20 protein-coding genes and 3 tRNA genes are annotated in these 24,415 nt (G+C 38.9%); 13 read left to right on the forward strand and 10 right to left on the reverse strand.

Features of this window, described 5'->3' with window-relative positions; genetic code table 11:
* Positions 1-3: 3 nt before the first annotated feature.
* Positions 4-234: a hypothetical protein gene (locus CQZ96_RS08160; protein WP_105713084.1), complete on the reverse strand. Its 231-nt coding sequence runs from the start codon at positions 232-234 to the stop codon at positions 4-6.
* A 155-nt stretch (positions 235-389) separates the two neighbouring features.
* Positions 390-1,790, reverse strand: a complete 1,401-nt coding sequence (locus CQZ96_RS08165) for an amino acid permease (RefSeq protein ID WP_004819689.1) — start codon at positions 1,788-1,790, stop codon at positions 390-392.
* A 279-nt stretch (positions 1,791-2,069) separates the two neighbouring features.
* Here CQZ96_RS08165 and radA point away from each other — a divergent pair, with 279 nt between their 5' ends.
* The 3 genes from radA (at position 2,070) to CQZ96_RS08180 (ending at position 5,520) form a co-directional block, all read left to right on the forward strand.
* Positions 2,070-3,455 carry a DNA repair protein RadA gene (radA, locus tag CQZ96_RS08170; protein WP_004722416.1) on the forward strand — a complete coding sequence of 462 codons (1,386 nt, stop codon included), beginning with the start codon at positions 2,070-2,072 and terminating at the stop codon, positions 3,453-3,455.
* Positions 3,456-4,009: 554 nt separating this feature from the next.
* Positions 4,010-5,011 carry a Tim44 domain-containing protein gene (locus tag CQZ96_RS08175; RefSeq protein ID WP_004722417.1) on the forward strand — a complete coding sequence of 334 codons (1,002 nt, stop codon included), beginning with the start codon at positions 4,010-4,012 and terminating at the stop codon, positions 5,009-5,011.
* A 182-nt stretch (positions 5,012-5,193) separates the two neighbouring features.
* On the forward strand, positions 5,194-5,520 hold the full coding sequence (locus tag CQZ96_RS08180) for a calcium-binding protein (protein WP_105713085.1): 327 nt from the start codon (positions 5,194-5,196) through the stop codon (positions 5,518-5,520).
* Positions 5,521-5,600: 80 nt separating this feature from the next.
* Here the strand turns inward: CQZ96_RS08180 and CQZ96_RS08185 are convergent, their stop codons facing one another.
* Positions 5,601-6,776 carry a S1C family serine protease gene (locus CQZ96_RS08185; RefSeq protein WP_004722420.1) on the reverse strand — a complete coding sequence of 392 codons (1,176 nt, stop codon included), beginning with the start codon at positions 6,774-6,776 and terminating at the stop codon, positions 5,601-5,603.
* Between the two features lie 171 nt (positions 6,777-6,947).
* Here CQZ96_RS08185 and CQZ96_RS08190 point away from each other — a divergent pair, with 171 nt between their 5' ends.
* The 6 genes from CQZ96_RS08190 to CQZ96_RS08215 all read left to right on the forward strand — a co-directional run bounded on the left by CQZ96_RS08190 (position 6,948) and on the right by CQZ96_RS08215 (position 9,899).
* Complete coding sequence (locus tag CQZ96_RS08190) at positions 6,948-7,706, forward strand: Nif3-like dinuclear metal center hexameric protein (protein ID WP_004722423.1); 759 nt, start codon at positions 6,948-6,950, stop codon at positions 7,704-7,706.
* A 220-nt stretch (positions 7,707-7,926) separates the two neighbouring features.
* Positions 7,927-8,553, forward strand: coding sequence for a superoxide dismutase (locus CQZ96_RS08195; protein WP_004722425.1), 627 nt, complete (start codon positions 7,927-7,929; stop codon positions 8,551-8,553).
* A 359-nt stretch (positions 8,554-8,912) separates the two neighbouring features.
* A tRNA-Asn gene (locus tag CQZ96_RS08200) sits at positions 8,913-8,988 on the forward strand.
* A gap of 5 nt (positions 8,989-8,993) precedes the next feature.
* Positions 8,994-9,069: transfer RNA gene (locus tag CQZ96_RS08205), tRNA-Asn, on the forward strand.
* Positions 9,070-9,311: 242 nt separating this feature from the next.
* A tRNA-Asn gene (locus CQZ96_RS08210) sits at positions 9,312-9,387 on the forward strand.
* 62 nt (positions 9,388-9,449) lie between these two features.
* On the forward strand, positions 9,450-9,899 hold the full coding sequence (locus tag CQZ96_RS08215) for a DUF2726 domain-containing protein (RefSeq protein ID WP_105713086.1): 450 nt from the start codon (positions 9,450-9,452) through the stop codon (positions 9,897-9,899).
* Positions 9,900-9,944: 45 nt separating this feature from the next.
* On the opposite strand, the gene mgtE is transcribed toward CQZ96_RS08215, so the two are convergent.
* On the reverse strand, positions 9,945-11,282 hold the full coding sequence (mgtE, locus tag CQZ96_RS08220; RefSeq protein WP_056514288.1) for a magnesium transporter: 1,338 nt from the start codon (positions 11,280-11,282) through the stop codon (positions 9,945-9,947).
* Between the two features lie 158 nt (positions 11,283-11,440).
* Entirely contained in the window at positions 11,441-14,548 is a 3,108-nt protein-coding gene (locus CQZ96_RS08225) for a multidrug efflux RND transporter permease subunit (protein WP_105713087.1), read from the reverse strand.
* A gap of 273 nt (positions 14,549-14,821) precedes the next feature.
* Here CQZ96_RS08225 and CQZ96_RS08230 point away from each other — a divergent pair, with 273 nt between their 5' ends.
* Positions 14,822-15,970, forward strand: coding sequence for a glycerophosphodiester phosphodiesterase (locus CQZ96_RS08230; protein ID WP_105713088.1), 1,149 nt, complete (start codon positions 14,822-14,824; stop codon positions 15,968-15,970).
* A 141-nt stretch (positions 15,971-16,111) separates the two neighbouring features.
* Entirely contained in the window at positions 16,112-16,486 is a 375-nt protein-coding gene (locus CQZ96_RS08235; RefSeq protein WP_004722437.1) for a diacylglycerol kinase, read from the forward strand.
* Between the two features lie 177 nt (positions 16,487-16,663).
* On the opposite strand, the gene CQZ96_RS08240 is transcribed toward CQZ96_RS08235, so the two are convergent.
* The 5 genes from CQZ96_RS08240 to CQZ96_RS08260 form a co-directional block, all read right to left on the reverse strand.
* A complete protein-coding gene (locus CQZ96_RS08240) occupies positions 16,664-17,002 on the reverse strand; it encodes a hypothetical protein (protein ID WP_105713089.1) in 339 nt (112 codons plus the stop codon).
* A 152-nt stretch (positions 17,003-17,154) separates the two neighbouring features.
* Positions 17,155-18,789 carry a chaperonin GroEL gene (gene groL / locus CQZ96_RS08245; RefSeq protein ID WP_004819670.1) on the reverse strand — a complete coding sequence of 545 codons (1,635 nt, stop codon included), beginning with the start codon at positions 18,787-18,789 and terminating at the stop codon, positions 17,155-17,157.
* A gap of 78 nt (positions 18,790-18,867) precedes the next feature.
* Entirely contained in the window at positions 18,868-19,158 is a 291-nt protein-coding gene (locus tag CQZ96_RS08250) for a co-chaperone GroES (RefSeq protein ID WP_004722444.1), read from the reverse strand.
* Between the two features lie 173 nt (positions 19,159-19,331).
* The gene (locus CQZ96_RS08255; protein WP_105713090.1) at positions 19,332-20,120 is read right to left on the reverse strand and encodes a metallophosphoesterase family protein; all 789 of its coding nucleotides are present in this window, start codon (positions 20,118-20,120) and stop codon (positions 19,332-19,334) included.
* Positions 20,101-21,039, reverse strand: a complete 939-nt coding sequence (locus tag CQZ96_RS08260; RefSeq protein WP_004819665.1) for a diacylglycerol/lipid kinase family protein — start codon at positions 21,037-21,039, stop codon at positions 20,101-20,103. The genes CQZ96_RS08255 and CQZ96_RS08260 overlap by 20 nt, the downstream gene beginning before the upstream one ends.
* A 407-nt stretch (positions 21,040-21,446) precedes the next feature.
* On the opposite strand from CQZ96_RS08260, the gene CQZ96_RS08265 reads away from it, so the two are divergent.
* The gene (locus tag CQZ96_RS08265) at positions 21,447-23,279 is read left to right on the forward strand and encodes a phosphoenolpyruvate carboxykinase (GTP) (protein WP_105713091.1); all 1,833 of its coding nucleotides are present in this window, start codon (positions 21,447-21,449) and stop codon (positions 23,277-23,279) included.
* Between the two features lie 194 nt (positions 23,280-23,473).
* Positions 23,474-24,352 (forward strand): ATP-grasp fold amidoligase family protein, encoded by an 879-nt coding sequence (locus tag CQZ96_RS08270; protein ID WP_004722451.1) that lies wholly within the window; start codon positions 23,474-23,476, stop codon positions 24,350-24,352.
* The last annotated feature ends 63 nt before the right edge of the window (positions 24,353-24,415 follow it).

Below are 24,415 nucleotides of genomic sequence, written 5' to 3' on the forward strand. Positions count from 1 at the left end.
GGTTTAGTTTGAAGTGGCTTGAGACGCTGGCACAGATTGATCTGCAATGGCTGTCTGATCTTGCACTTTTGCCTTGCTTTGGGCAGCTTTACTTGCATCTTTTGAATAGAGCAAATATTTGGCACGTTTGTCATAGTCTTGACTGTTTGCCAACTGCAAATTGCCTGATTGACCACAACCCACCAACACTGTACTTGCTAAAACTAAACCGATGCCACAAATTGCAAAACGCATTTGTTCACCTATTTCCAAAATTTTCGTCAGTATACCTTATACCTTGAATCTAAAATATAGACCAAAGCGGAAGCCTTAAAGCTTAAAATGAGAATAAAAAAAACGCCAGTAAATTACTGACGTTTTCTTATCAATATCATTGAAATCGTTAATGACTATTTTTTCTTATAAAAACAGAAATAACCAATTGCAAGGATAATGAGCCAGATCGGACTGACCATCAATGATTTCATTGTATCTGGTTCTAATGCAAGAATACCAATCGTACCGACAAAGAAAATGATCACGATATAACAAGTAATCGGTCCACCTGGTAATTTAAACACTGATTTTGCATGAAGTTCTGGGCGTGTTTTGTAGTACACCAAGTAACTCCACAAAATAATAATCCATACCAAGATAAACAAGATTGTTGACAGTGTGGTTGCTAAAGTAAATGCTTCGACAGTATTAGGAACGAAGTATTGTAATGCCGCACCACCCAATAGACATACACCAGAGAAATATAAAGCATTCGCTGGAACTGCGCGTTTATTTAACAGACCAAATGCTTTAGGACCTTGATCTTCACGAGAAAGACCAAATAGCATACGACTTGTTGAGAATACACCACTGTTCATTGAAGACATTACAGAAGAAAGGACCACCAAGTTCATAATGATTGCAGCCGCAGCAATTCCCGCTTGACTAAACAAGTTCACAAATGGGCTAACTTTAGGATCAATCATATTCCATGGTGTAACTGACATAACAATCACCAATGCCAATACATAGAAGAAAATAATACGGATTGGAATTGAGTTAACGGCTTTAGGTAAGTTCTTCTCTGGATCTTTGGTTTCTGCTGCTGTGGTACCAACAAGTTCAACACCGACAAAAGCAAAGATGGCAATTTGGAAGCCTGCTAAGAAGCCTTCAAAGCCTTTCGGGAACATTCCCCCATGATCCCAAAGATGAGTAAATGACGCCACTTGACCTGTTGCTGCTGAAGTAAAGCCGGTAAAAATCATCCAGAAACCCACCAAAATTAACACCACAATGGCAATAATTTTGATCAGCGCAAACCAGAATTCCAATTCACCAAACAGTTTTACTGTGACTAGGTTCAATCCTAAAATAAAGAAGATTGCGGCAACACTAATCATTGCCCCTTCAGTTGGGGTAAAGGGCACCCCATTATTGAAGAACTGTAAGTAATAGATAATTGCAGATAGATCTGCAATACCAATCGTGATCCAGCACAGCCAATAGGTCCATCCGACAAAATAGCCTGCCCATGGTCCGATCAAATCTGTAGAAAAATCAATAAATGACTTGTATTGCAAGTTCGAAAGTAACAGTTCACCAAGCGCACGCATGACGAAAAAAACCATCAAACCAATGATCATGTAAATAAATAATATGGATGGTCCCGCAAGACTGATCGTCTTCCCTGAACCCATAAATAAGCCTGTACCAATCGCACCACCAATTGCAATCAATTGTAGATGACGATTCGATAAACTTCTTGCTAGTTCACCTGTTTCCGCAGAAGAACTGAGGTTTTCATTTGACATTGTTATATTCTTCTCTCAGATTTCGTTGTACAAAAGTAGCTTAAAACAAAAAAAATAAAAAAGCCTTTTTCAATGAATACTTAAAATATCTAAGTTTTTTCATCTTTTAGCTTATTTAATAGTCAAACGACTATCCCTTACCTTTCTTATTTTTACCGTTCCTTCGATTTGCAGTTTACGTGCCAAAATAGTTTTTGGCGAGATGTTAAGCAAAAAATTGTATTTCAATGGCGCTATTGGTACATTCAGCACATCATTCAAAAGGTGAACGCACTCAAAATGGGCAAAGTCAAAACTGTTTATCGTTGTGAACAATGTGGTACAGACCATCCAAAATGGGCAGGTCAATGTTCAGACTGTGGTGAATGGAATTCTCTGACTGAAGTGCGAATTGAACCTGTCGTATCACATCGTGCCAAACCTATGGGCGGTGGGTATGCAGGACAAGCGGCCAATGTCACCTTGCTTAACCAGATTACCGTGTCCAATGAAACACGTTTAGCTACGGGTATAGGCGAGTTTGACCGAGTACTTGGTGGTGGTTTAGTCACAGGTTCTGTCGTCCTGATCGGGGGTGACCCCGGTATTGGTAAATCAACGATTCTGTTGCAAACCGCAACGCACATGGCTGCTGCGAAGAATTCAGCACTCTATGTCACAGGGGAAGAATCACTTTCACAAGTGGCTTTACGTGCCAATCGTCTTGACTTAGCTACTGATAAATTACAAGTCATGGCAGAGACGTGTGTAGAACGAATTTGTGATACCCTCGCACAATTGCGCCCTGCCGTTGCCATCCTTGACTCAATCCAAACCTTATATACCGAAACCTTACAATCTGCTCCCGGCGGTGTTTCGCAAATTCGTGAATCAGCTGCACTATTGACTCGATTTGCAAAAAATAGTGGTACAGCGTTATTTCTTGTTGGTCACGTCACCAAAGAAGGTGCCTTGGCCGGTCCACGTGTACTTGAACACATGGTCGATTGTGTACTGTATTTTGAAGGGCAATCTGACTCCCGCTACCGTATGATTCGTGCTGTCAAAAACCGTTTTGGTGCGGTCAATGAACTTGGTGTATTTGGCATGACAGATAAGGGCTTAAAAGAAGTCGCCAATCCGTCTGCCATCTTTTTAAGTCGTTATGATGAAGCGATTCCCGGTTCAGTGGTGATGATCAGTCGTGAAGGTACACGGCCATTATTGGTTGAAGTTCAAGCACTGGTTGATGACGCACATGGACAACCGCGTCGGGTCGCACTGGGTTTAGAACAAAACCGCTTAAATATGTTGCTTGCGGTTATGCATCGCCATGGTGGTGTGCAGACCTCTGGACAAGACGTTTATGTCAATGTCGTGGGTGGCTTGAAAATTACCGAAACAGGTTCTGATCTTGCGGTACTTTTGGCCTGTGCTTCAAGTTTACGCTCTAAAGCTTTACCACAACAATTGGCTGTGTTTGGTGAAGTGGGATTATCAGGTGAAATACGCCCTGTTCCCAATGGACAAGAACGCTTAAAAGAAGCCATAAAACATGGTTTTAAATACATCATCGTACCTAGAGGCAATGCACCACAAAAGCCTATTGCAGGTGTACAAATCATTGCAGTGGCTCGACTGCATGAGGCATTAACAGAAGCCATGCAATTGAGTGATGAAGTCTAAGCATCCCATTTATAAAATAGGACCAAGCCTTACAAGGAAGTAAGCTTGCTTTGATAGATGGCTTAAATAAAATTTGCCTCTTCTCCCTCATTAAATGAACCCTCACAGATTCAATAAAAATTAAATCTCTGACTAAAGTTGAAACAACAGTTTTGCTTTAATCATTTTTATAACGGATTGATCGATCGATATTTATTCAAATAATTTAAAGGTAAAGGCTGGGTACTACACGCTATAAATTACCCATTAAATCATGAGAATTTTTATCATAAATTGCTGCACTAAATTTGTATATCACAGCACAATTCCACCGATATGATAAAAGCCTTTTTAAATTGATAGTTTTAATTATTTCAATAGATTAGAAAATACATATTGGGCTTTAAAAGCCCAGCAATATATTCGTTATGTTTATGTGAATATATGTGCAAATAAATCTTAAAAACATTGAAATTCTCTTAAAAAGACTGCATAAAGAGAACTATGAAAAGCAATTACAGTAATGTGCTTGCACTCATATTCATCAACATATTTTTTTAATATAGGTAGATTCAATGGAAGTTCGACAGCGCGGCTTGGTCGCAGGTATTTTAATGGCAACTTTGGCTGTAGCACCTTTGGCTGAAGCAAAACGTGCAGGTGGTGGTAAAAGCCATGGCATGAGCCGTTCTTCGAGTTCAAGTCAGTCTTATTCTCAACCTCGACAAGTTACGCCTGCTCAACAACCAACGCCTGCTCAACCTGGACAACAAAAATCAGGTTCTGGTGTAGGTAAAATGGTTGCTGCTGGTGTTGCAGGTGCAGCAGTAGGTGCGATTGCGGCAAATGCAATGGCTGATGATCATAATGGTAATGCCCAAGCACAGACCAATGATGCTGAATTAGCGAAACAACAAGCAGCTGCTCAACAAGAAGAGAAAAAAGGCGGAATTCCAAGCTGGATCTGGTTAATCCTGATCGCAGGTGCTGCATTCTTCTTGTTCCGTAAATTCGGTGCAAAAAAAAAATTAGCCAGCAATAATCCGTATGCACCAAATAGCACAGGTCCAACATCTGCGCCATTTGGTCAAAACAATACGGCACGTAGTTCAAACGACACGACCAATATTTTTGGTCAGTCTGTCAATGGTGGTACTGCAACACAAGCACCGTTTGGCGCAGCCTCTATGCAAAGCGGCAATCAACTTCCAGATGGAACTGAACCTGCTGCTTTCTTACGTGTTGCTCGTCAACGCTTTAACCATATTCAGTCAATGAACTCAGTGAGCAATATTGCTGAAATTCAACGCTATTTAACAGCTGATCTTTATCAGTCAATGTACAGCGATATCATGGCAAACCAAGATCAAGATGTGGCTGAGTTTTCAAACTTAAATGCATTGGTATTGGATAGCGCGACAGAAAATGGACAATACGTGGTGAGTGTTCGTTTTACTGGAACTGTCAGCGAAGACTTAAATAGTCAACCTGTACCGTTCTCAGAAGTATGGCACTTTGTTAAACCAGCAGGGTCTACGCAAGATTGGTTAGTTGCTGGGATTCAACAAGAAAGTTAATTGAATACCATTTTATTGCAATAAAAACAGTGCTTCGGCACTGTTTTTTTGTTTTAAAAATATAGTATTTTCTATCGAATAGATTGAATCAAGACTGAAATAGTTCTGTTGAGATGCAGCCATTCGTTTAAAATCACTTTGTCTTTATAATCAAAGCTAATTAAAAAAATGGGATAAAACTGATGAATAAAATAATCTATAGTCTAATTCTCAGTTGTAGCACACTTTCAAGCTTTAGCTTTGCCTGTGATCCGGCTTCTTTAGACTGGGAGAAATTCCATAAAACCTATGATTTAAATAAGAATGATACCTTTGAGCTCAATGAATTTTTAAAGGTTAAAGACTTTGAACCCTATCCTTGGCCAGATGACAGACAGTTTCAAGGCAAAGATAAAAAAATTAAATTATTTAAATTCTTAGATAAAAATAAAGATGCAAAGCTCTCAGATGAAGAAGTTGGTGCAATCCATAGCCTATTACCTAATCCCTGTGCCAATTGGCCTCACTAAATAGTCTTATGAGCTAAGGAAAATCTGCATCTCAGAAATAAAAAAGCCCTGATGAATCAGGGCTAAAATTTTTGCGATACTTAACGTCGTGGTAAAGGGATAAATTGTGAGTCAGCACTTTGAACTTTACGCTCACCCACTTTAACCGTGAGATTGACGGTTTGTTCGCCACGGATGACTTCAACTTGAATATCGGTATTCGGTGCTTGGAGTGCAACATAATTAATTAAATGTGAGGTTGAAGTAATATCTTCATTATTCACTTTAACAATACGATCGCCCACTTTAATCCCCGCTTCCGCCGCAGGACCTTTTTTCAATACATCAGCAACCACAACACCTGGCTGACGCGGTTGTAAAACATCTGCTTGCGTTGGAGGAACTAAACTAATGCCCATCCATCCACGAATCACACGACCATCTTTTAAAATCGAATTTAAAATTTGCTGACAGATTTTGGCAGGAATGGCAAAGCCTATCCCCAACGAACCACCTGACTGTGAGAAGATTGCAGTATTAACCCCAATCAAATTCCCAGCCACATCTATCAATGCACCACCCGAATTACCCGGATTAATGGCTGCATCTGTTTGAATAAAGTCTTCGTAAGTATTGATACCGAGATCAGAACGACCCGTTGCAGAGATAATCCCTTGCGTTACCGTTTGCCCGACACCAAATGGATTGCCTATTGCCAATACAACATCACCAACTTCATTGCCACTCAATTTAAATGGCAAGACAGGTAATTCTTTCAATTCAATCTTGATCACAGCCAAATCTGTATCAGGATCCGTTCCGATTACAGTGGCTTCGGCACGGCGACCATCTTGCAAGGCAACAACGATTTGATCTGCTTGAGCAATCACATGGTTATTTGTCAAAATATAACCATCTGGACGTACAATCACTCCAGAACCTAAACTATTTTCATTCTGGTTTTGATTTTGTTCAGGGATCTGATTTCCAAAGAACTCTCTAAACGCAGGATCATTGAGCAATGGATGATTTTGTTTTACTTTTTGAGTGGTAAAAATATTCACCACTGCTGGTGCGGCAACCTTAACGGCAGCACTATAGGACACCACACCACCCGTTCGAGATGTATTGACCAAAGGCTCAACTTTCTCAGCAGGCATCTTCACACCATCAGCAGCAATCGGTGCTTTGGGCTGTTGAAGTTTTTGCCAAACCACAAAACAAATAATAACCAGTATCAGTAAAACCCAAGGGAGCCAAGTAAATGAACGCCGCACGTTTTTATTCCTCTAAGAATTTTTTAATTCGTTGATGCAAAAGCAATTTGTATATTGTAAAGCAATTCAATCAAGAAACATAAAAAACACAAAGAGTTTTGTTCAGCTTTAGTTACAATTTAAAATATGTTTTGATGGTCTTAACACACTTCATTTAAATAAAGGTTATTCATGGCTTTACTCAAAGATATCATCCAGTGGTGTGATCAAACCTTAAAATCACATGAATTTAAAGATTACGCACCCAATGGATTACAAATCGAAGGACGATCTGAAGTAAAGAAAATCCTGTGTGCAGTCACGGCGTCACAGGATGCGATTGATGCAGCGATTGCACAACAAGCAGACCTGCTCTTGGTTCATCATGGCTATTTCTGGAAAGGCGAACCCTATCCAATCACAGGTATGCGTGGCAAACGAATCAAAGCATTAATCCAAAATGATATTTCACTTGTTGGATACCACCTCCCCTTAGATTCGCATCCAACACTGGGGAATAATGCAATGATTGCCAAAATCCTTGGACTGGAAAACATTGAAGCTTTAGACCCAAGCGAACGCAATCCGATTGGTAATATCGGTTATTTAAAAAACCCGATCTCACCAGAAGATTTTAAACACCTTCTCACTGAAAAATTAGGTTTCAACACCATCCATCTCAATGCAGAAAAATCATTGATTCAAAAAGTCGGATTTTGTACAGGTGGAGCACAGGATTTTATTGGCAAAGCGGCAGCTATGAATTGTGATGCCTATATTTCAGGTGAAGTCAGCGAACGTACTTTTTATGAAGCCAAAGAGTTAGATGTGCATTACTACGCATGTGGTCACCATGCAACAGAACGCTATGGTGTTCAACAACTTGCTCAAGCGATCGCTGAACAGTTCAATATTGACGCTAGTTATTTCGAACTCAACAACCCGATTTAAGCGCTATCCTAAAAAATGTAGCGCATTTTTTGGCAAATATTGCTCTGCCGATTAGACACTTTTCCATAAAAATGCGATGTACTTTTTAGATTTTCTATATACGTATTAAATCGAAATAAATTGTGTATTGTTATTTAACATCTTGCACAATTGTTGAAAGAATCCATTACAATAAAGCCACTTAATGTTAAAACCCAGCTAAATGCAAGGAATTTAAAACATGACAACCATTACTTTACCTGCTTTACCATACGGCTATGAAGATCTTGCGCCGCACATCAGCAAAGAAACTTTAGAATTCCATCATGACAAGCACCACAATACTTATGTTGTAAACTTAAACAACTTAATCAAGGGTACTGATCTTGAAGGTAAAACTTTAGAAGAGATCATTGTTGCTGTTGCTGGCGATGCTTCTAAAGCAGGTGTATTCAACAACGCTGCACAAGTTTGGAACCACACATTCTACTGGAACTGTATGGCTAAAAACGGTGGCGGTAAAGCTACTGGCGCTTTAGCTGCTAAAATTGATGAAGCTTTCGGTTCTTACGAAAAATTTGCTGAAGAGTTCGCAGCTGCTGCAACAACTCAATTCGGTTCAGGTTGGGCTTGGTTAGTTGCTGATAAAGTGAATGGCGAGCTTTCTATTCTTAAAACTTCAAATGCAGATACTCCACTTGCACATGGCAAAGTAGCGGTACTTACAATTGACGTTTGGGAGCATGCTTATTACATCGACTTCCGTAATGCTCGTCCTAAATACATTTCAACTTTCTTAGAAAGCCTTGTAAACTGGGACTATGCAAACGCGAAATATGCGGGCCAAGAAGCTGGCGTTGAAAAATAAGATCTCAGCATTTTATTTTTGTAAAAAGGCCATTCTGATTAGAATGGCCTTTTTATGCGATTCAATTTTTTCAATTCAAATATGATCAATCCTAATTACACGGTAAAAGCAGATCCAATAAAAATCTTTTATAGTTATGCAATGCTTAGCGCTATTCAGATCCTATGAACCTTTCTGCAACTGCAATAAAATTTAACCACTTATAATCATTTGATCTCGAATAAAGAGCTGGAAAACTTTAAAAATAATCAATATATATACAAACTCTTTAAATTCGGACAATAAAAAAACATTTAAGCCTTTTTTCTTATCATTTCACTTGACCACTTTGGCTTTCATCCATAAAATGCGCATCAGATTCTCCAATAGCTCAGTCGGTAGAGCGACGGACTGTTAATCCGCAGGTCCCTGGTTCGAGCCCAGGTTGGAGAGCCATCTATTCTTCCATAGCTCAGTCGGTAGAGCGACGGACTGTTAATCCGCAGGTCCCTGGTTCGAGCCCAGGTGGAAGAGCCAGATTCTAAAAAGCCCACTCATAATGAAGTGGGCTTTTTTATATCTTTATTTTCTATAAAGAAAAGATTTAACCGCTTTTCGGCTTACGCCTAAATTTTAGAACGCTTAAAACAACTTTGCTTTTATTCAGATTTACTTTTATTCAGAATGATCAAATATTTAGCAAATAATGCTTTTTTATGATGAATTTAACAATTTTTCCTTGACCCATTCCCATTTCATCCCTAAAATGCGTTCCAGATTCTCCAATAGCTCAGTCGGTAGAGCGACGGACTGTTAATCCGCAGGTCCCTGGTTCGAGCCCAGGTTGGAGAGCCAGATTTTAAAAACCCACTCATGATTGAGTGGGTTTTTTCTTGTCTATACGATACCGATCCCTTATGTCTCTCGATTTACATCAAATTTTATTTTTATTGATTGGCAGTATCGCAACCTTTGCTTTATTGCTTGCCTGCTTTGGTCAGTATTTATTTCGAAATAAACATTATTATGCAAAACGTGTGATCACCCCTTTTGAACAGAAAATGTTTTTCCGTTTAAATGAAGCCTTTCCTCAATATCATGTACTTGCGCAAGTCGCGTTTAGCGCGTTAATTGATTGCAATCAATTTAAATTGCGTTCCAAATTCAATCGTAAAGTGACCGACTTTGTGCTACTCGACAAACAGCTTGAAGTGATTGCTATTATTGAACTTGATGATCCCAGTCACCTTGGCAAAGAACATATCGATGCACAACGTGACGAGATGTTAGAACAAGCAGGTTATCAAGTATATCGCTATACAGATATTCCCAGTTGTCGAGATTTAAGAAAAGACATTGCTGATTAAACATGATCAGCCAAGCATTTTTAAAGCTTACCATTCAGCCATGTCTTATAAAATAATCGATGCAATACATAAGTAAACGATAACACCTGTTGCATCACAAATCGAGGTGACCAAAGGTGCCGAAGCACTTGCTGGATCCAGCTTTAAACGATTCAATATAAATGGCAGACTCATTCCTATTAAGCAGCCCATCAATACAATACCCATCATACTTAAAGCTAAAACCAAAGCGACCATTGCATCGCCTCTAAAGTAACCAAGAATGGACACAGCAATTGCCATTGTTCCGCCCAAACATAGACCAACCAAGCTTTCACGCCCAATCAGATACATCCAATCTTTTAAATGTACATCACCCGTTGCCAATGCCCGTACCATTAACGTGGCCGATTGTGAGCCAGCATTCCCGCCACTCCCGACCAAAAGCGGCAAAAAGAATACCAGCACAATATTTTTTGCAATAATATCTTCAAAATGAGCAATCCCAAATCCAGACAATAAGCTGCCAAAAACCAAAATCACCAACCAAAATACCCGTTTTTTATAGAGGTAATGAATCGGTGCTGTCTTAATACTCATTTTAGGAGACGATGAGACTGCACTGGATTTTAAAAAGTCTTCTGTGGCTTCTTCAGTGACGACATCCATGGCATCATCATAAGTAACAATACCTAAAAGACGTTGTTGCTCATCAACAATTGGCAGTGCAATAAAGTCATAATAATGCAGTTTCTCTGCAATGCTTTCTTGGTCTTCATTAACGTCCCCGACAATCAAATCCGTACTCATGACTTCAGCAATGGTTTGCTCAGGCTCAGCAAGAATAATTTCACGTAAGGACACAACCCCGAGTAACTTGCCTTGTGCATTGACCACATAAATCAAATAGACCGTTTCACGATCTGTGGCAATTGCTCTGATCTGCTTGATGGCTTGTGCCATGTTCAAATCAGGTGACAATGTCACATAATCTGAACTCATAATTGCACCAGCAGACTCTTCTGGATATCTGGCTAAATGTTGGATCTGCTGTTGTATTTCAGGGCTTAAATCGGCATAAACAGATTGTTGTAATGCATAAGGCAAGTACTTAAATAAATCAGTACGATCGTCCGAGTGCATCTCAGAAATGATATTGACCAGTATCTGTTTCGGTAAATGTTCAGAAATTTTAAGTTGTTGTTCGAGTGATAAAAACTCAAGAATGTAGGCAGCATTGGGTAAATACTCCACCAATGTCAGCTGTTCATTTAAAGATAAATCTGCCAAAATTTTTGCGATATCGGCGTCATTGATTTGTTCAAATTGTTTTTCAATGAGATCAAATTGATGGTTTTGAATGGCTTTTTCTATTTCTGAAACGAGTGCCAAAGAAAATTGCATAGGATGATCCAAATTCCATCAAACTTTTGCCACATGTTGGACTGCAATCCCACGAAAATAAAGATGTTTTTTGTTGTGAAACATATTTTAAAAATTCTGGATGATTTTAAGCTTGATCAATGATCATCAAAGACCATTGAGCAAGCGAAGCTCATCAATCAACACCCTGACTCAGAGGGTGTTTTTGATTTAAAAATTGAACGAACCAGCACATACATAAATGGGATAAACAGCAAAACTAAAACTGTTCCGAAGATCACCCCACCCAATACGCTTACCCCTATTTCTTGACGGCTGGCAGCACCCGCACCAAATGCAACAACCAAGGGGATAATCCCCGCACCAAAGGCCAAGGATGTCATCAGAATTGGACGTAACCGCAACCCTGCGCCTTCTAAAGCAGCAGCAATTGCTGTTTTACCTTTTTCCTGTGACAAGGCAGCAAACTCAACAATCAAAATCGCATTTTTACACGACAAACCAATCGTGGTCAGCAATGCAATTTGAAAGTAAATATCGTTTGGAAAACCTGCCAATTTACTAAAAATAATATTGCCCCCAATCCCCAAAGGAATTGCCGCAATCACAGCAGTTGGAATCGACCAGCTTTCATATAAGGCTGCGAGACAAAGGAAAATAAAGCCGATCGAAATCAAATAGAGTAACCATGCTTGGCTACTCGATTTTTGTTCTTCAAATGACAAGCCACTCCACGCAACATCTATTCCATCTTGTTGACTAATCAAGGTCTGAATATCTTTCATGGCTTGACCCGAACTGGTATGCGCCGCTGCATTGGCTTCCATTTGTAAGGCGGTATAACCTTGGAAACGATTCACAACGTCGGGACCACCTTCCCAGCGCGTTGTTGCGAAATTGCTAAATGGCACCATTTGGTTTTGTGCATTACGCACCGTCCATACTTGTAGATCTTCAGGCTTAGAACGAAACTCTGCATCGCCCTGCATCATCACCCGTTTAATTCGTCCACGATCAATAAAGTCATTTACATAAGAGCCACCCCATGCTGCTGACAAAGTATTGTTAATCGCAGTTTGACTCAGCCCATTTGCCAATGCCAATTTTTGATTAACATCAACTTTTAACTTAGATTTATCGGGATTGGATTTTTTATCCAGATTTTCAAAGGATTGGAACTGTTTGGCTTGTGCCTGCAATGTTGTGAATTGTTGGTCTAAATATTTCCGTCCTTGACCGTTAATATCCTGAATCCAAAATTCTAAACTATCACTATCCCCCAAGCCATTTACAGAAGCAGGCAAACTGACCGTAATCCGAGCATTGCGATCTTGACTAAAATACTTTATCGCACGTTCACGAATTGATTGCGCAGAATTTTGTGTACCTGAGCGATCATCCCAATGCTTTAAAGCCACAAAGCCTGTTCCTAGATTTTGCCCTGTACCTGAAAAATTACGCCCATAACGAATCAACACAATATCAACATTTTGTTTTTCATGCTCAAGGAAATATTTCCGGATATTTTCCCCAACCACCTGACTACTCGACATCGGTGCACCATCAGCTAAACGGAACTGCACACTCAACATGCCCTGATCTTCACTTGGAATAAAACTGGTGGGTAAAGTCCGATAGATCAGTGAAAATACAGCAATCAAAGCCACAAAAATCGTCAAAATCACCCATTTCAAATTTAGGGTCTTTTGAATCAGGCGAATATAACCTTGTCTTAGATTTTCAAGTTTGCGATTAAACCATGTCGCCCAACGCATGGGTTTAGGATTGGGTTTTAAAATAATGGCACAGAGTGCTGGGGTTAGGATCAATGCAACCAGCAATGACAAGGCCATTGCCGCCACTAAGGTGATGGAGAATTGACGATAAATTACACCTGTCGAACCTGTAAAGAACGCCATCGGAATAAATACTGCGGTCAAGACCACGGTAATCCCAATCAAAGCTCCTGTCATTTCCTGCATAGACTCGATAGATGCCTGTTTTGCAGTTAAGCCCTGCTCATGCATCAAACGTTCAACATTTTCCACCACCACAATAGCGTCATCGACCAACAGACCAATTGCCAACACTAAGGCAAATAAAGTCAATGTGTTAATACTCATGCCCAACACATTAAGTACCGCAAAAGTACCTAAAATCACAATCGGTACAGTAATGGTTGGAACCAGCGTTGCACGCCAACTTTGTAGGAAAATAAACATGACCAGAACCACCAATACGATGGCTTCTAATAAGGTTTTGACCACCTCTTTAATTGATTCTTGCACAAACGGCGTGTTATCACGTGGATAAACAATCTTATAACCTTGAGGTAATTTTTCAGAAATCTTCGCCAATTCAGCTTTGATGAGTGCAGATGTTGCTAAAGCATTTGCACCAGAGGATAAAGAAATCCCCATGCCCGATGAAGGGTAACCATTAATGGTATTAAAAGACTGATAATTTTCTGCACCCAACTCAATACGCGCCACATCTTTTAAATAGATATAGCTACCATCTGTATTGGATTTAACAATAATATTTTTAAATTCGTCGACTGTTCTTAAACGTGAACCAGCCGTGACTTTTGCATTTAAATATTGGTCAGCAGTTACTGGTAAATCACCGACGCCACCAGCTGCAACCTGTGTATTCTGTGCTTCTATTGCTGTGCGAATATCACTCGGCATCAATTGATATTGACGCAGTAAATTCGGATTCAGCCAAATTCGCATGGCGTATTGAGAGCCGAAAACATCAACTTCACCAATCCCTTCAATCCGTGATAATTCTTGTTCTATATGATCAGATAAGTAGTCACCTAATTCGATATTGTTACTTTTACCTGTTTCATCATACAAGCCCACCACCATAAATGTATCGCCAAGTGATTTATTCACCGTTACACCTTGACGCTGTACATCATCTGGCAAGCGGTTCAGTACACCATTGATACTATTTTGTACTTGGACTTGTGCGGTATCTGGATCCGTTCCGTTTTCAAAACTGATACTAATTCTGGCACGACCCGATGAGTCACTACTCGAACTAAAATACAGCAGATTGTCGATCCCTTTAATTTGCTGCTCTAAAACCTGAGTAACACTCTCTTCAACAGTTTCAGCATCTGCACCTGTATAGGTTGTAGAAACACTAATCCTTGGCGGAGCAATATCTGGATATCGCTCTATCGGTAAATTCAAGACTGAAAATACGCCTAAAGCCATGACAATAATTGCAAGTACACAGGCAAAAATAGGACGTTGAATAAAAAATTTTGAGAGCATCAGAGTAGGTTCTGCGTCAAAGGATTGAGGTAAAGTTGTTGTAGCAATTAAATCGACTTTATATGGATATTCTGTGACTTAAACTAAAAACTCAAGGAAAAATAACAGAAAAGCGAATGATAAGTTTAAATATGAAGAAACTATGAAGAATTTTTTTCTTCTAGACATAAATCAACCAAAAGCATTTCATCAATTTTTCATCTTGATGTCATCACAGTGTCAATTTAACCACTTAGACTACAGCCAGTTTCCATATAAGAATTTGAGAAAAATATGATTAAAAATACTGGGTTAATGATCAGTATTATGGCGTTATTAACCGCTTGTAATGATGACGATAAAAAATCAGAAAACGTCACACCAGAATACAAAGAACCTAAGATCATTATTGTTGGTCACCGAGGGGCCAGTGCTTTACGCCCTGAACATACCCTTGAAAGTTATCAAAAAGCCATTGATGATGGTGCTGATTTTATTGAGCCAGATTTGGTATCGACCAAAGATGGCGTATTGGTTGCACGCCATGAAAATGAAATTGGTGGTACAACCAATGTCAGCACATTCAGCCAATTTGCAGATCGTAAGAAAACAAAAATCATCGATGGGACATCATTAACGGGATGGTTTACAGAAGACTTTACTTTAAGTGAGTTAAATCAACTTAAAGCACGCGAGCGTATTCCAGCTTTACGCCCGAACAATACCCAATACAATGATCAATTGAATATCCCTACCCTTGAGCAAATTATTGAACTGGCGGAAAAAAATTATAAAAAAACCGGTAAAGTGGTTGGGCTCTATATTGAAACCAAGCACCCAACATATTTTCAAAAATTAAATTTAGCTATGGAAGATCCATTGCTTAAAACTTTGGCAAAGTACCAATATAGCCGTGAAATTGCGCCAATTTATCTACAATCATTTGAAGTCAATAATTTAAAGTACTTTAAAGACCAATTGACAGCACATAAAAGCTTAAAGCATGCCAAAATTATTCAGCTTTATGATGATAAGAAAATCAGTCCAGCAGATTATGCCGCACAAGGGATTAAAACCACCTATGGCGATATGGCAACAGCGCAAGGTTTAAAAGACGTCGCCAAATATGCTGATGGTGTAGGTCCATGGAAACCATATATTTTTAATGATAGCTATACTGCACCCTCTTCTTTCGTTACAGATGCACATGCTGTGAACTTAAAAGTCCATCCGTATACTTTCCGTCCTGAAAATAACTTCCTTGCCAACAATTTAAAATGTAGTACAGCTGAAGCAGATGCAGCCAAGCGTTGTGAAGCTGGAGCGAACAAAGAATATGAGATGTATTTTAAAGCTGGTGTGGATGGTGTATTTACCGATGATCCTGGTTTAGGTCGTAAAGCTTTAGATGCGTACTTAAAAGCCAATCCAAATACCAAGTAACAGCTGATTTATTCAAAAAAATTAAGCAACCAATTCAACTGTTTGCTTAATTTTTTCTAAACTTGGTGTTTTTTGTTTAAAATTAATCCCAATTTAAGTTTAGAATAATACACTTCTTAAAAACTTTAGCTGCTTTGATTTATGAGTGATTATTCTCCATTTAAGGGTACGACGGGTTTCAAACGCATTCTCAATGCAACAGGCTATTCTTTAGCAGGATTTAAAGCTGCATACCAAAATGAAGCGGCTTTCCGTCAGATTGTTTGGATTAATATCGTTTTAATTCCGATTACATTTTTTGTCGATGTCTCATCTGTTGAACAAGCAGTGATGATTGGTGTCTGCTTATTGGCAATCATTGTAGAATTGTTTAATTCAGCATTAGAAGCTGTAGTTGATCGTGTTTCTTTAGAACGTCATCCACTCTCTAAAAATGCCAAAGATATGGGAAGTGCCGCACAGTTCGTAGCTCAGGCGATTATTTTCTTTACCTGGATCATTATTCTTTTTAGGTAAGTTATTATTTAAAAAAAAATTAGACAGCATAGTGACATTCCACCGCAGGTAAAATGTCAATTCATAAAAATTTATAACAGCTTAATTTTGCTTTACTGCGCTACTCCAGTCTAAGCACCACGACATTTTAACTCGAACAGCGACTTTCAGTTTAAAGTTATCTCTGTAAACAATGGATTAAAGTGATGGTTGTGGAATTGGGATATTCTTGTCAATTTTGTCAGGTCGATTGAGATGCATAGAACAATTACTATATCCCCATTTGGTGACCTTACCTTGTTCAAGCATAAATTTCCTTGTACAAGCATTCCAGCCATCGTTATATGAAATAATTTTTGCACCATTTGGGAGTGCATAGCTTCTATACGGTGGTCCCCATTTACTGATCAGTTTTTCTTCTGTACTCCCCACCCAAGACTGCATCAAATCATTTCTTGTTTCGGGTCTTTGTCCCATGATACTTAAACATCCCGTTAGCATCTGGGTGATTGCAATAATGAAGATTAATCTTTTCATTTTAGTTCTCCTCAGTTTTCGTGTTGTATTTATATTTACCGAACAGTACAAAAGCATAATAAAAAATATACAAAAAGACAAGGATGAAACAACTTGCATAAAAAATCCCCGCATAAAGCGAGGATTTTTTATGATCTAAGATCGAAACGATATTACATCATTCCGCCCATACCACCCATACCGCCCATATCAGGCATAGCAGGTTTGTCTTCCGGGATATCAGTAATCATACATTCAGTCGTTAACATCAAACCAGCAACAGATGCAGCATGCTCAAGTGCAGAACGCGTTACTTTAGCAGGGTCAAGGATACCCATTTCTAACATATCGCCATATTGTGAAGTTGCAGCATTGTAACCAAAGTTACCTTCACCGCTCTTCACTGCATTGATCACAACTGATGGCTCATCGCCCGCGTTAGACACGATTTGACGAAGTGGCGCTTCGATCGCACGACGAAGGATGTTCACACCTACAGTTTGGTCATCATTTGCACCAACAAGACCGTCAAGTACTTTAGCTGCACGTACCAACGCAACACCACCACCTGCAACAACACCTTCTTCAACCGCAGCACGCGTTGCATGAAGCGCATCATCTACACGGTCTTTCTTCTCTTTCATTTCAACTTCAGTTGCAGCACCAATTTTGATTACAGCAACACCGCCAGCGAGTTTAGCTACGCGCTCTTGAAGTTTTTCTTTATCGTATTCAGATGTTGATTCTTCGATTTGAGCACGAATTTGAGTTACACGTTCAGCAATTTGATTTGCATCACCAGCACCATCAACAATCACAGTATTTTCTTTAGAAATCGTGATTTTATGTGCAGTACCTAAATCTTGAAGCGTTGCTTGCTCTAAAGACATGCCTACTTCTTCAGAAATCACAGTAGCACCTGTCAAGATCGCGATATCTTGAAGCATTGCTTTACGACGATCACCAAAACCAGGTGCTTTAACCGCACATACTTTGATAATACCGCGCATATTGTTTACAACCAGTGTTGCAAGTGCTTCACCCTCAACATCTTCAGCGATGATGAGTAATGGTTTACCTGTTTTTGCAACAGCTTCTAAAACTGTAATCAATTCACGGATATTACCAATTTTCTTATCAACAAGAAGAATGAATGGATTTTCAAGTTCAGCAGTCAAAGTATCTTGTTTGTTTGCAAAGTACGGGCTGATATAACCACGGTCAAACTGCATACCCTCTACAACATCAAGCGCATCTTCAAAGCCTGAACCTTCTTCAACAGTAATCACGCCTTCTTTACCAACGCGTTCCATTGCTTGCGCAATCAACTTACCTACAGTTTCATCAGAGTTTGCAGAAATCGAACCGACTTGTTCAATTGCTTTGGTATCAGAAGCTGGTTTAGCAGTTGCTTTGATATTTTCAACAACAGCTCTAACCGCAAGGTCGATACCACGTTTCAAATCCATTGGGTTCATACCCGCAGTAACTGATTTGATCCCTTCATTTAAAATCGCTTGAGCAAGTACAGTTGCAGTTGTTGTACCATCACCTGCGATATCATTGGTTTTTGAAGAAACTTCACGAACCAATTGCGCACCCATGTTTTCGAATTTGTCTTTTAAAGAAATTTCTTTAGCAACAGTTACACCATCTTTAGTGATGTGTGGTGCACCAAAAGAACGATCAATAACAACGTTACGACCTTTAGGGCCTAAAGTTACTTTTACTGCATCTGCAAGTACGTTTACACCCGCGATCATTTTTGAACGCGCTGAATCACCAAATTTTACGTCTTTAGCTGACATACTAAACTCCAGATATCTTTATAAATTTTAAATTTTGACCAATATGTTTGGATGAAAACCCATCTCAACAGCAGAAGATTAACCTTCCAATACCGCTAAAATGTCAGATTCTTTCATCACAAGAAGTTCTTCACCATCAACTTTAACTTTAGTACCTGCATAAGCACCAAACAGTACGTTATCGCCAACTTTAACGTCTAAAGCGCGTACACCGTTATCAGTGATTTTGCCATTACCTACAGCAAGAATCTCACCTTGAGCAGGCTGTTCAGCTGCAGAAGTACTTAAAATCAAACCACCTGCTGTTTTAGTTTCTTTTTCAACACGGCGGATCACAACGTTGTCATGTAAAGGACGAATCTTGCTCATTTCTAACTCCATAGACATTTTAAAATGTCATTGATTACTCAGCGAAGATGACTTCTTATTCCTAGGTCATCGACAAAATATTTGTATGTCACATTTGTGGGGATGGAAATAAACGCTTCAAGGGGAAAAAGAAAAAAAATTTATTTAATTTGTATGTTTTTTCTTCTTTTGTATCAAATCATGTCTAATTCAGAATTTTTTACCGCAGTTTTAGCAATAAATTCCTGTAATTGTTCATCAAAAAAATAATGTTCAAAGCCACCATCTTGATGAATCACATTAAAGCTATTGGGTATATTTTTATGCAAACGTCGAGAAACTGCTGTACCCGCATGAACCTCATAAACTGGTTGTTTTAAATTTAGCGCAAAGGCTTGATTCAGATCATAGACCGCAACTAAATGCAAATGACCGTGCAATAAAGCATACAGTTGATGTTGTCCCCATTCTTTAATGGCAAACTGCCCTAAAGCCGGACAATCTTTTAAGTGATGGTCTTCATTTGAGGTATAAAAAGGTTGATGACTAACGATTATTTTTAATTTATTTTTTGGTGCATTGGCCAACAACTGATTTACATTTTGAATTTGCTCAAATGAAATATGTCCGCGTGTATGATAACGGCGACGAATACTGTTCATGCCAATTAAATAAAAATGCTCTGTAAATAAGCTGCGTTCTAAACTGCCAAAGAACAGTTGATATAAGCCAAATGGTCTAAAGGCACGATTCCAGACATGATACAAAGGAATATCATGGTTGCCGGGCACCACAAAATAAGGGATGTTTAGTGATTCTAAAAACTGCTTACATGCATAGAATTCTTTAAATTTAGCACGTTGAGTTAAATCACCGCTCACCACAACCACTTCTGGTTTATGCACAGCACAAAACTTTTGAATCGCCCGTATACACTCTGGACGCTCAGTACCAAAATGTAGATCAGACAGATGCAATAACATGCGGCACCATAATTTTTAAAGCATTTTTTTCTACGTGTAAGGTTAATGGGGTCGTCATTGAAACAATTTCTCCATCGACAGCAACGGTCAGTTTAGGCTTTTTTGAATAGACAATGACTTTTTGTGCACCAAAACTATACACATCGGAAGCGTTTTCCAATTTTCCACGAATGGTTTGAAACAAGGTTTTAAATAAAGTGGCTTTATCCCCTTTGGCGATCACCACACCGGCAATTTCCCCCACCTCTGCACATTTCGAAATTTTTAAATTCAATTCTTTTAATTGCAGTTGATTATTACCAAAAAAAATCAGTGGTGTTTTTACAGGATACTTTTGCCCATCTACTTCGATCTCTAATTTGAGTTCTTTACGATCACGAATCAGTACATCCAAACCAGACGTGTAAGCATTTAAAGGAAAGCGTCCAAACCGACGATTATATTCTTCGCGTTTTTTAATAAACAAAGGATATAAACCTAAACTGGCATTATTTAAATAAATTTGATCATTGATACAGGCCACATGTGATGCACGCGGCTCCCCTGTGGCAATCACATTGGCTGCTTCTAAAATATTCAAGGGGATATGTAGAACACGCGCCACATAATTAAAAGTACCCAAAGGTAGTATTCCCATAGGAATTTTTTGCTTTAACATTTGCGAGGCGACTGCATTCAACGTACCATCACCACCAGCAGCGACAATGACACCACAATCTGAGTATTGTGCATGACGTTGAAAGATTTTTTGCATCAGGGTTTTTATATCAGGCTCTGAACCAATATCAAAAACTTGAATTTCAAAGCCATGTGAGGTCCAGATGGTCATGAGTTTTTCATAAATATCATCTTTCTGATTGGCATGAAAACCTGACTTTTCATTGTAAATCATTGAAAGCGGCTTGAGTTCTGTGTCCATAAGCTTGATTATTTTGAAGTATTTGCACTAATTTCGTCGATTTTCTAAACAAATAAAAGCACCTTTATGTAAAATTCGAATTATGCCCATTTATTAAATCAATAATTAATTTAGTAAATCTTATAATTTCAACTTATTGTAAACTATTATTATTTACAATTAAAATACCCTACATTCTATTTAAAAATACCAATAAAAATCAAACAATAATCCATGTTAGATAATACAAATCAAACACTTAGTAAAAATTCGAGCATTGGTATCTTTTAAGCCTTTAGTCTTATTTTTTTTATGAATATATGTTTTAATACCACCACTTTTTTTCATACTTAAATTTGAATGTAGTATCCCTTCATTCAGATTATTATTTGTACACAAAATTGTACATATTTTAGATAGGCCTCACCATGACCCAAGTGAACGCACCAGAATTCGTTCGTCATCCCAAGCTCATTGCATGGGTTGAAGAAATTGCTAAATTAACTAAACCTGCAAAAATTGAATGGTGTGACGGAAGCGAAGAAGAGAATCAACGTTACATCGACTTGATGATCGCTAACGGCACTATGCAAGCGTTGAACCAAGAAAAACATCCTGGTTCTTATTTAGCGAATTCTGATCCGTCTGACGTAGCGCGTGTTGAAGGTCGTACATACATCTGTTCTGAAAAACAAGAAGATGCTGGTGCGACAAACAACTGGGAAGCTCCTGCTGAGATGCGTACTCGCCTTAACGGTTTGTTTGATGGCGCAATGCAAGGACGTACCATGTACGTGGTTCCATTCTCTATGGGTCCATTAGGTTCTCACATTGCTCACATCGGTATCGAAATTACAGATTCTCCTTATGTTGCTGTAAGTATGCGTAAAATGGCTCGTATGGGTAAAGCTGTTTATGACGTACTAGGCACTGATGGCGACTATGTTCCTTGCGTACATACTGTTGGCGCTCCGCTGGCTGAAGGTCAAAAAGATGTTGCATGGCCTTGTAACCCAGAAAAATATATCGTGCATTATCCAGAAACTCGTGAGATCTGGTCTTACGGTTCAGGATACGGCGGTAACGCATTATTGGGTAAAAAATGCCTTGCTTTACGTATTGCATCATCTATGGGTCGTCAACAAGGCTGGTTAGCTGAACACATGTTGATCCTTGGCGTGACCAATCCACAAGGTGAGAAACACTATATTGCAGCGGCATTCCCATCTGCATGTGGTAAAACCAACTTTGCGATGTTGATTCCACCTGCAGGTTATGAAGGTTGGAAAATTGAAACTGTAGGTGACGATATTGCTTGGATCAAACCAGGTGAAGATGGTCGCTTATATGCAATCAACCCTGAAGCTGGTTTCTTTGGTGTCGCACCTGGTACAAACATCAAAACAAATCCAAACTGTATGGCGACACTTCATAAAGATGTCATCTATACAAACGTTGCGGTAACAGATGATGGTGACGTATGGTGGGAAGGCTTAACTAAAGAAGCACCTGCTAACTTGACCAACTGGAAAGGCCAACCGCATGTTGCTGGTGAAAAAGCAGCACATCCAAATGCGCGTTTCACTGTTGCAGCGGGTCAATGCCCTTCTATTGATGCTGACTGGGAAAATCCAGCTGGCGTACCAATTTCTGCATTCATCTTCGGTGGTCGTCGTGCAGATACAGTACCTTTAATCTCAGAAGCTTTTGACTGGGTTGATGGTGTTTATAAAGCAGCAACAATGGGTTCTGAAACAACTGCAGCTGCAGTAGGTCAACAAGGTGTTGTACGCCGTGACCCATTTGCAATGCTTCCATTTGCTGGCTATAACATGGCTGACTATTTCTCTCATTGGTTAGAAATGGGTGAAGAAGTTGGTGCTAAAGCGAAAGCTGCAGGCAATAAACTTCCTAGCATTTATAACGTAAACTGGTTCCGTCGCGATGCTGAAGGCAACTTTGTATGGCCTGGTTTTGGTCAAAACATGCGTGTGCTTGAGTGGATCATTGACCGTTGTGAAGGTCGTGCTGAAGCAGTAGAAACACCAATTGGTTTTGTTCCAACCTATGAACAATTGAACTGGACAGGTTCTGACTTCACTAAAGATCAATTTAATCTTGTGACTTCTCAGAACAAAGATCAATGGATCAAAGAAATCGAAAGCCACACTGAGTTATTTGATAAACTTGGTGAACGTTTACCTGCTGCACTTAAAACTCGTCAAAATGAGCTTTTAGAAGCTGTTAAAAAATCTGCTTAATCGCTAAAATCAAGTCATACAAAAAGACCGCTACATAGCGGTCTTTTTTAATTAATATGAAACATATCACCTTATTGTTTAGGTATTCATTACAATTATGTAATAAAAATACAAATGATTACTGTTTCCATATACAAAATTCATATTTTCTCTATAATTCAAACATTACTTTATTTTATTGATTTTTTTTAATCATGTTAGAAAATATTATTTATTCGGCAAAAGTTATTAGAGCCAAATTTGTCTCAGATAGACGCTATCTCACCAAAAGATTTATTGCTAAATTGGGTTATACCCCGAACTTTGATCAGCCTAAAAGTTTCAATGAAAAAGTCACCGCCAGAATGATCTATGAAAGAGCGCCCTTACATACGAAATTGGCGGATAAATTTGCTGTCCGCGAAATGCTTGCAGATAAAATTTGTTGTTCCCATTTTGTTCCACTGATTGGTGTATATAAGTGCTTTGAGGAAATTGACTTTAATCAACTTCCTAACAAGTTTGTTTTAAAATGCAATCATGACAGTGGCAGTGCAATTGTCTGTAATGATAAAGCGCAATTTGATATCAAAAAAGCGCAGCACAAACTCAATCACCACCTTAAACAAAATATGTATTTTAGAAAACGAGAATGGCATTACAAAGATATTGTTCCTCTAATTTTGGCCGAACAACATATTGATTTGTTTGTTGATCAAGACAATAAGCTGACCATTACAACATGCCGTGTTCATTGTTTTGAAGGTCAGCCTCGATATATTGAAGTCGATGTACAAGACAGCCAAGGCGTGGATTATTCAAATATGTATGACACATCTTGGGTGCTGCAACCCTTTACCGTTGATCTAAAAAGTAATACGCCAAGCTGTTTAGCACGACCGCAAAAATTAAATAAAATGCTTCAACTGTCAGAAGATCTTTGTTTTAAATATGGTTATAGTCGAATCGATTTCTTATTATCTCAAGACGATGTTTTCTTTAGTGAGATTACCTTAACCCCCAATGCAGGTCGTATGGTCATCACCCCAAGTGAGTGGGATGAAAAGTTAGGCGCTTTATGGCTGACTGATTAAGCCGAGCAAAAAGACCGACGCGTTCGGTCTTTTTTGTGATTTAATGCAATCATTCAATATCTA

This window comes from Acinetobacter sp. MYb10, assembly GCF_002980175.2.
Taxonomy (GTDB): Bacteria; Pseudomonadota; Gammaproteobacteria; order Pseudomonadales; family Moraxellaceae; genus Acinetobacter; species Acinetobacter guillouiae.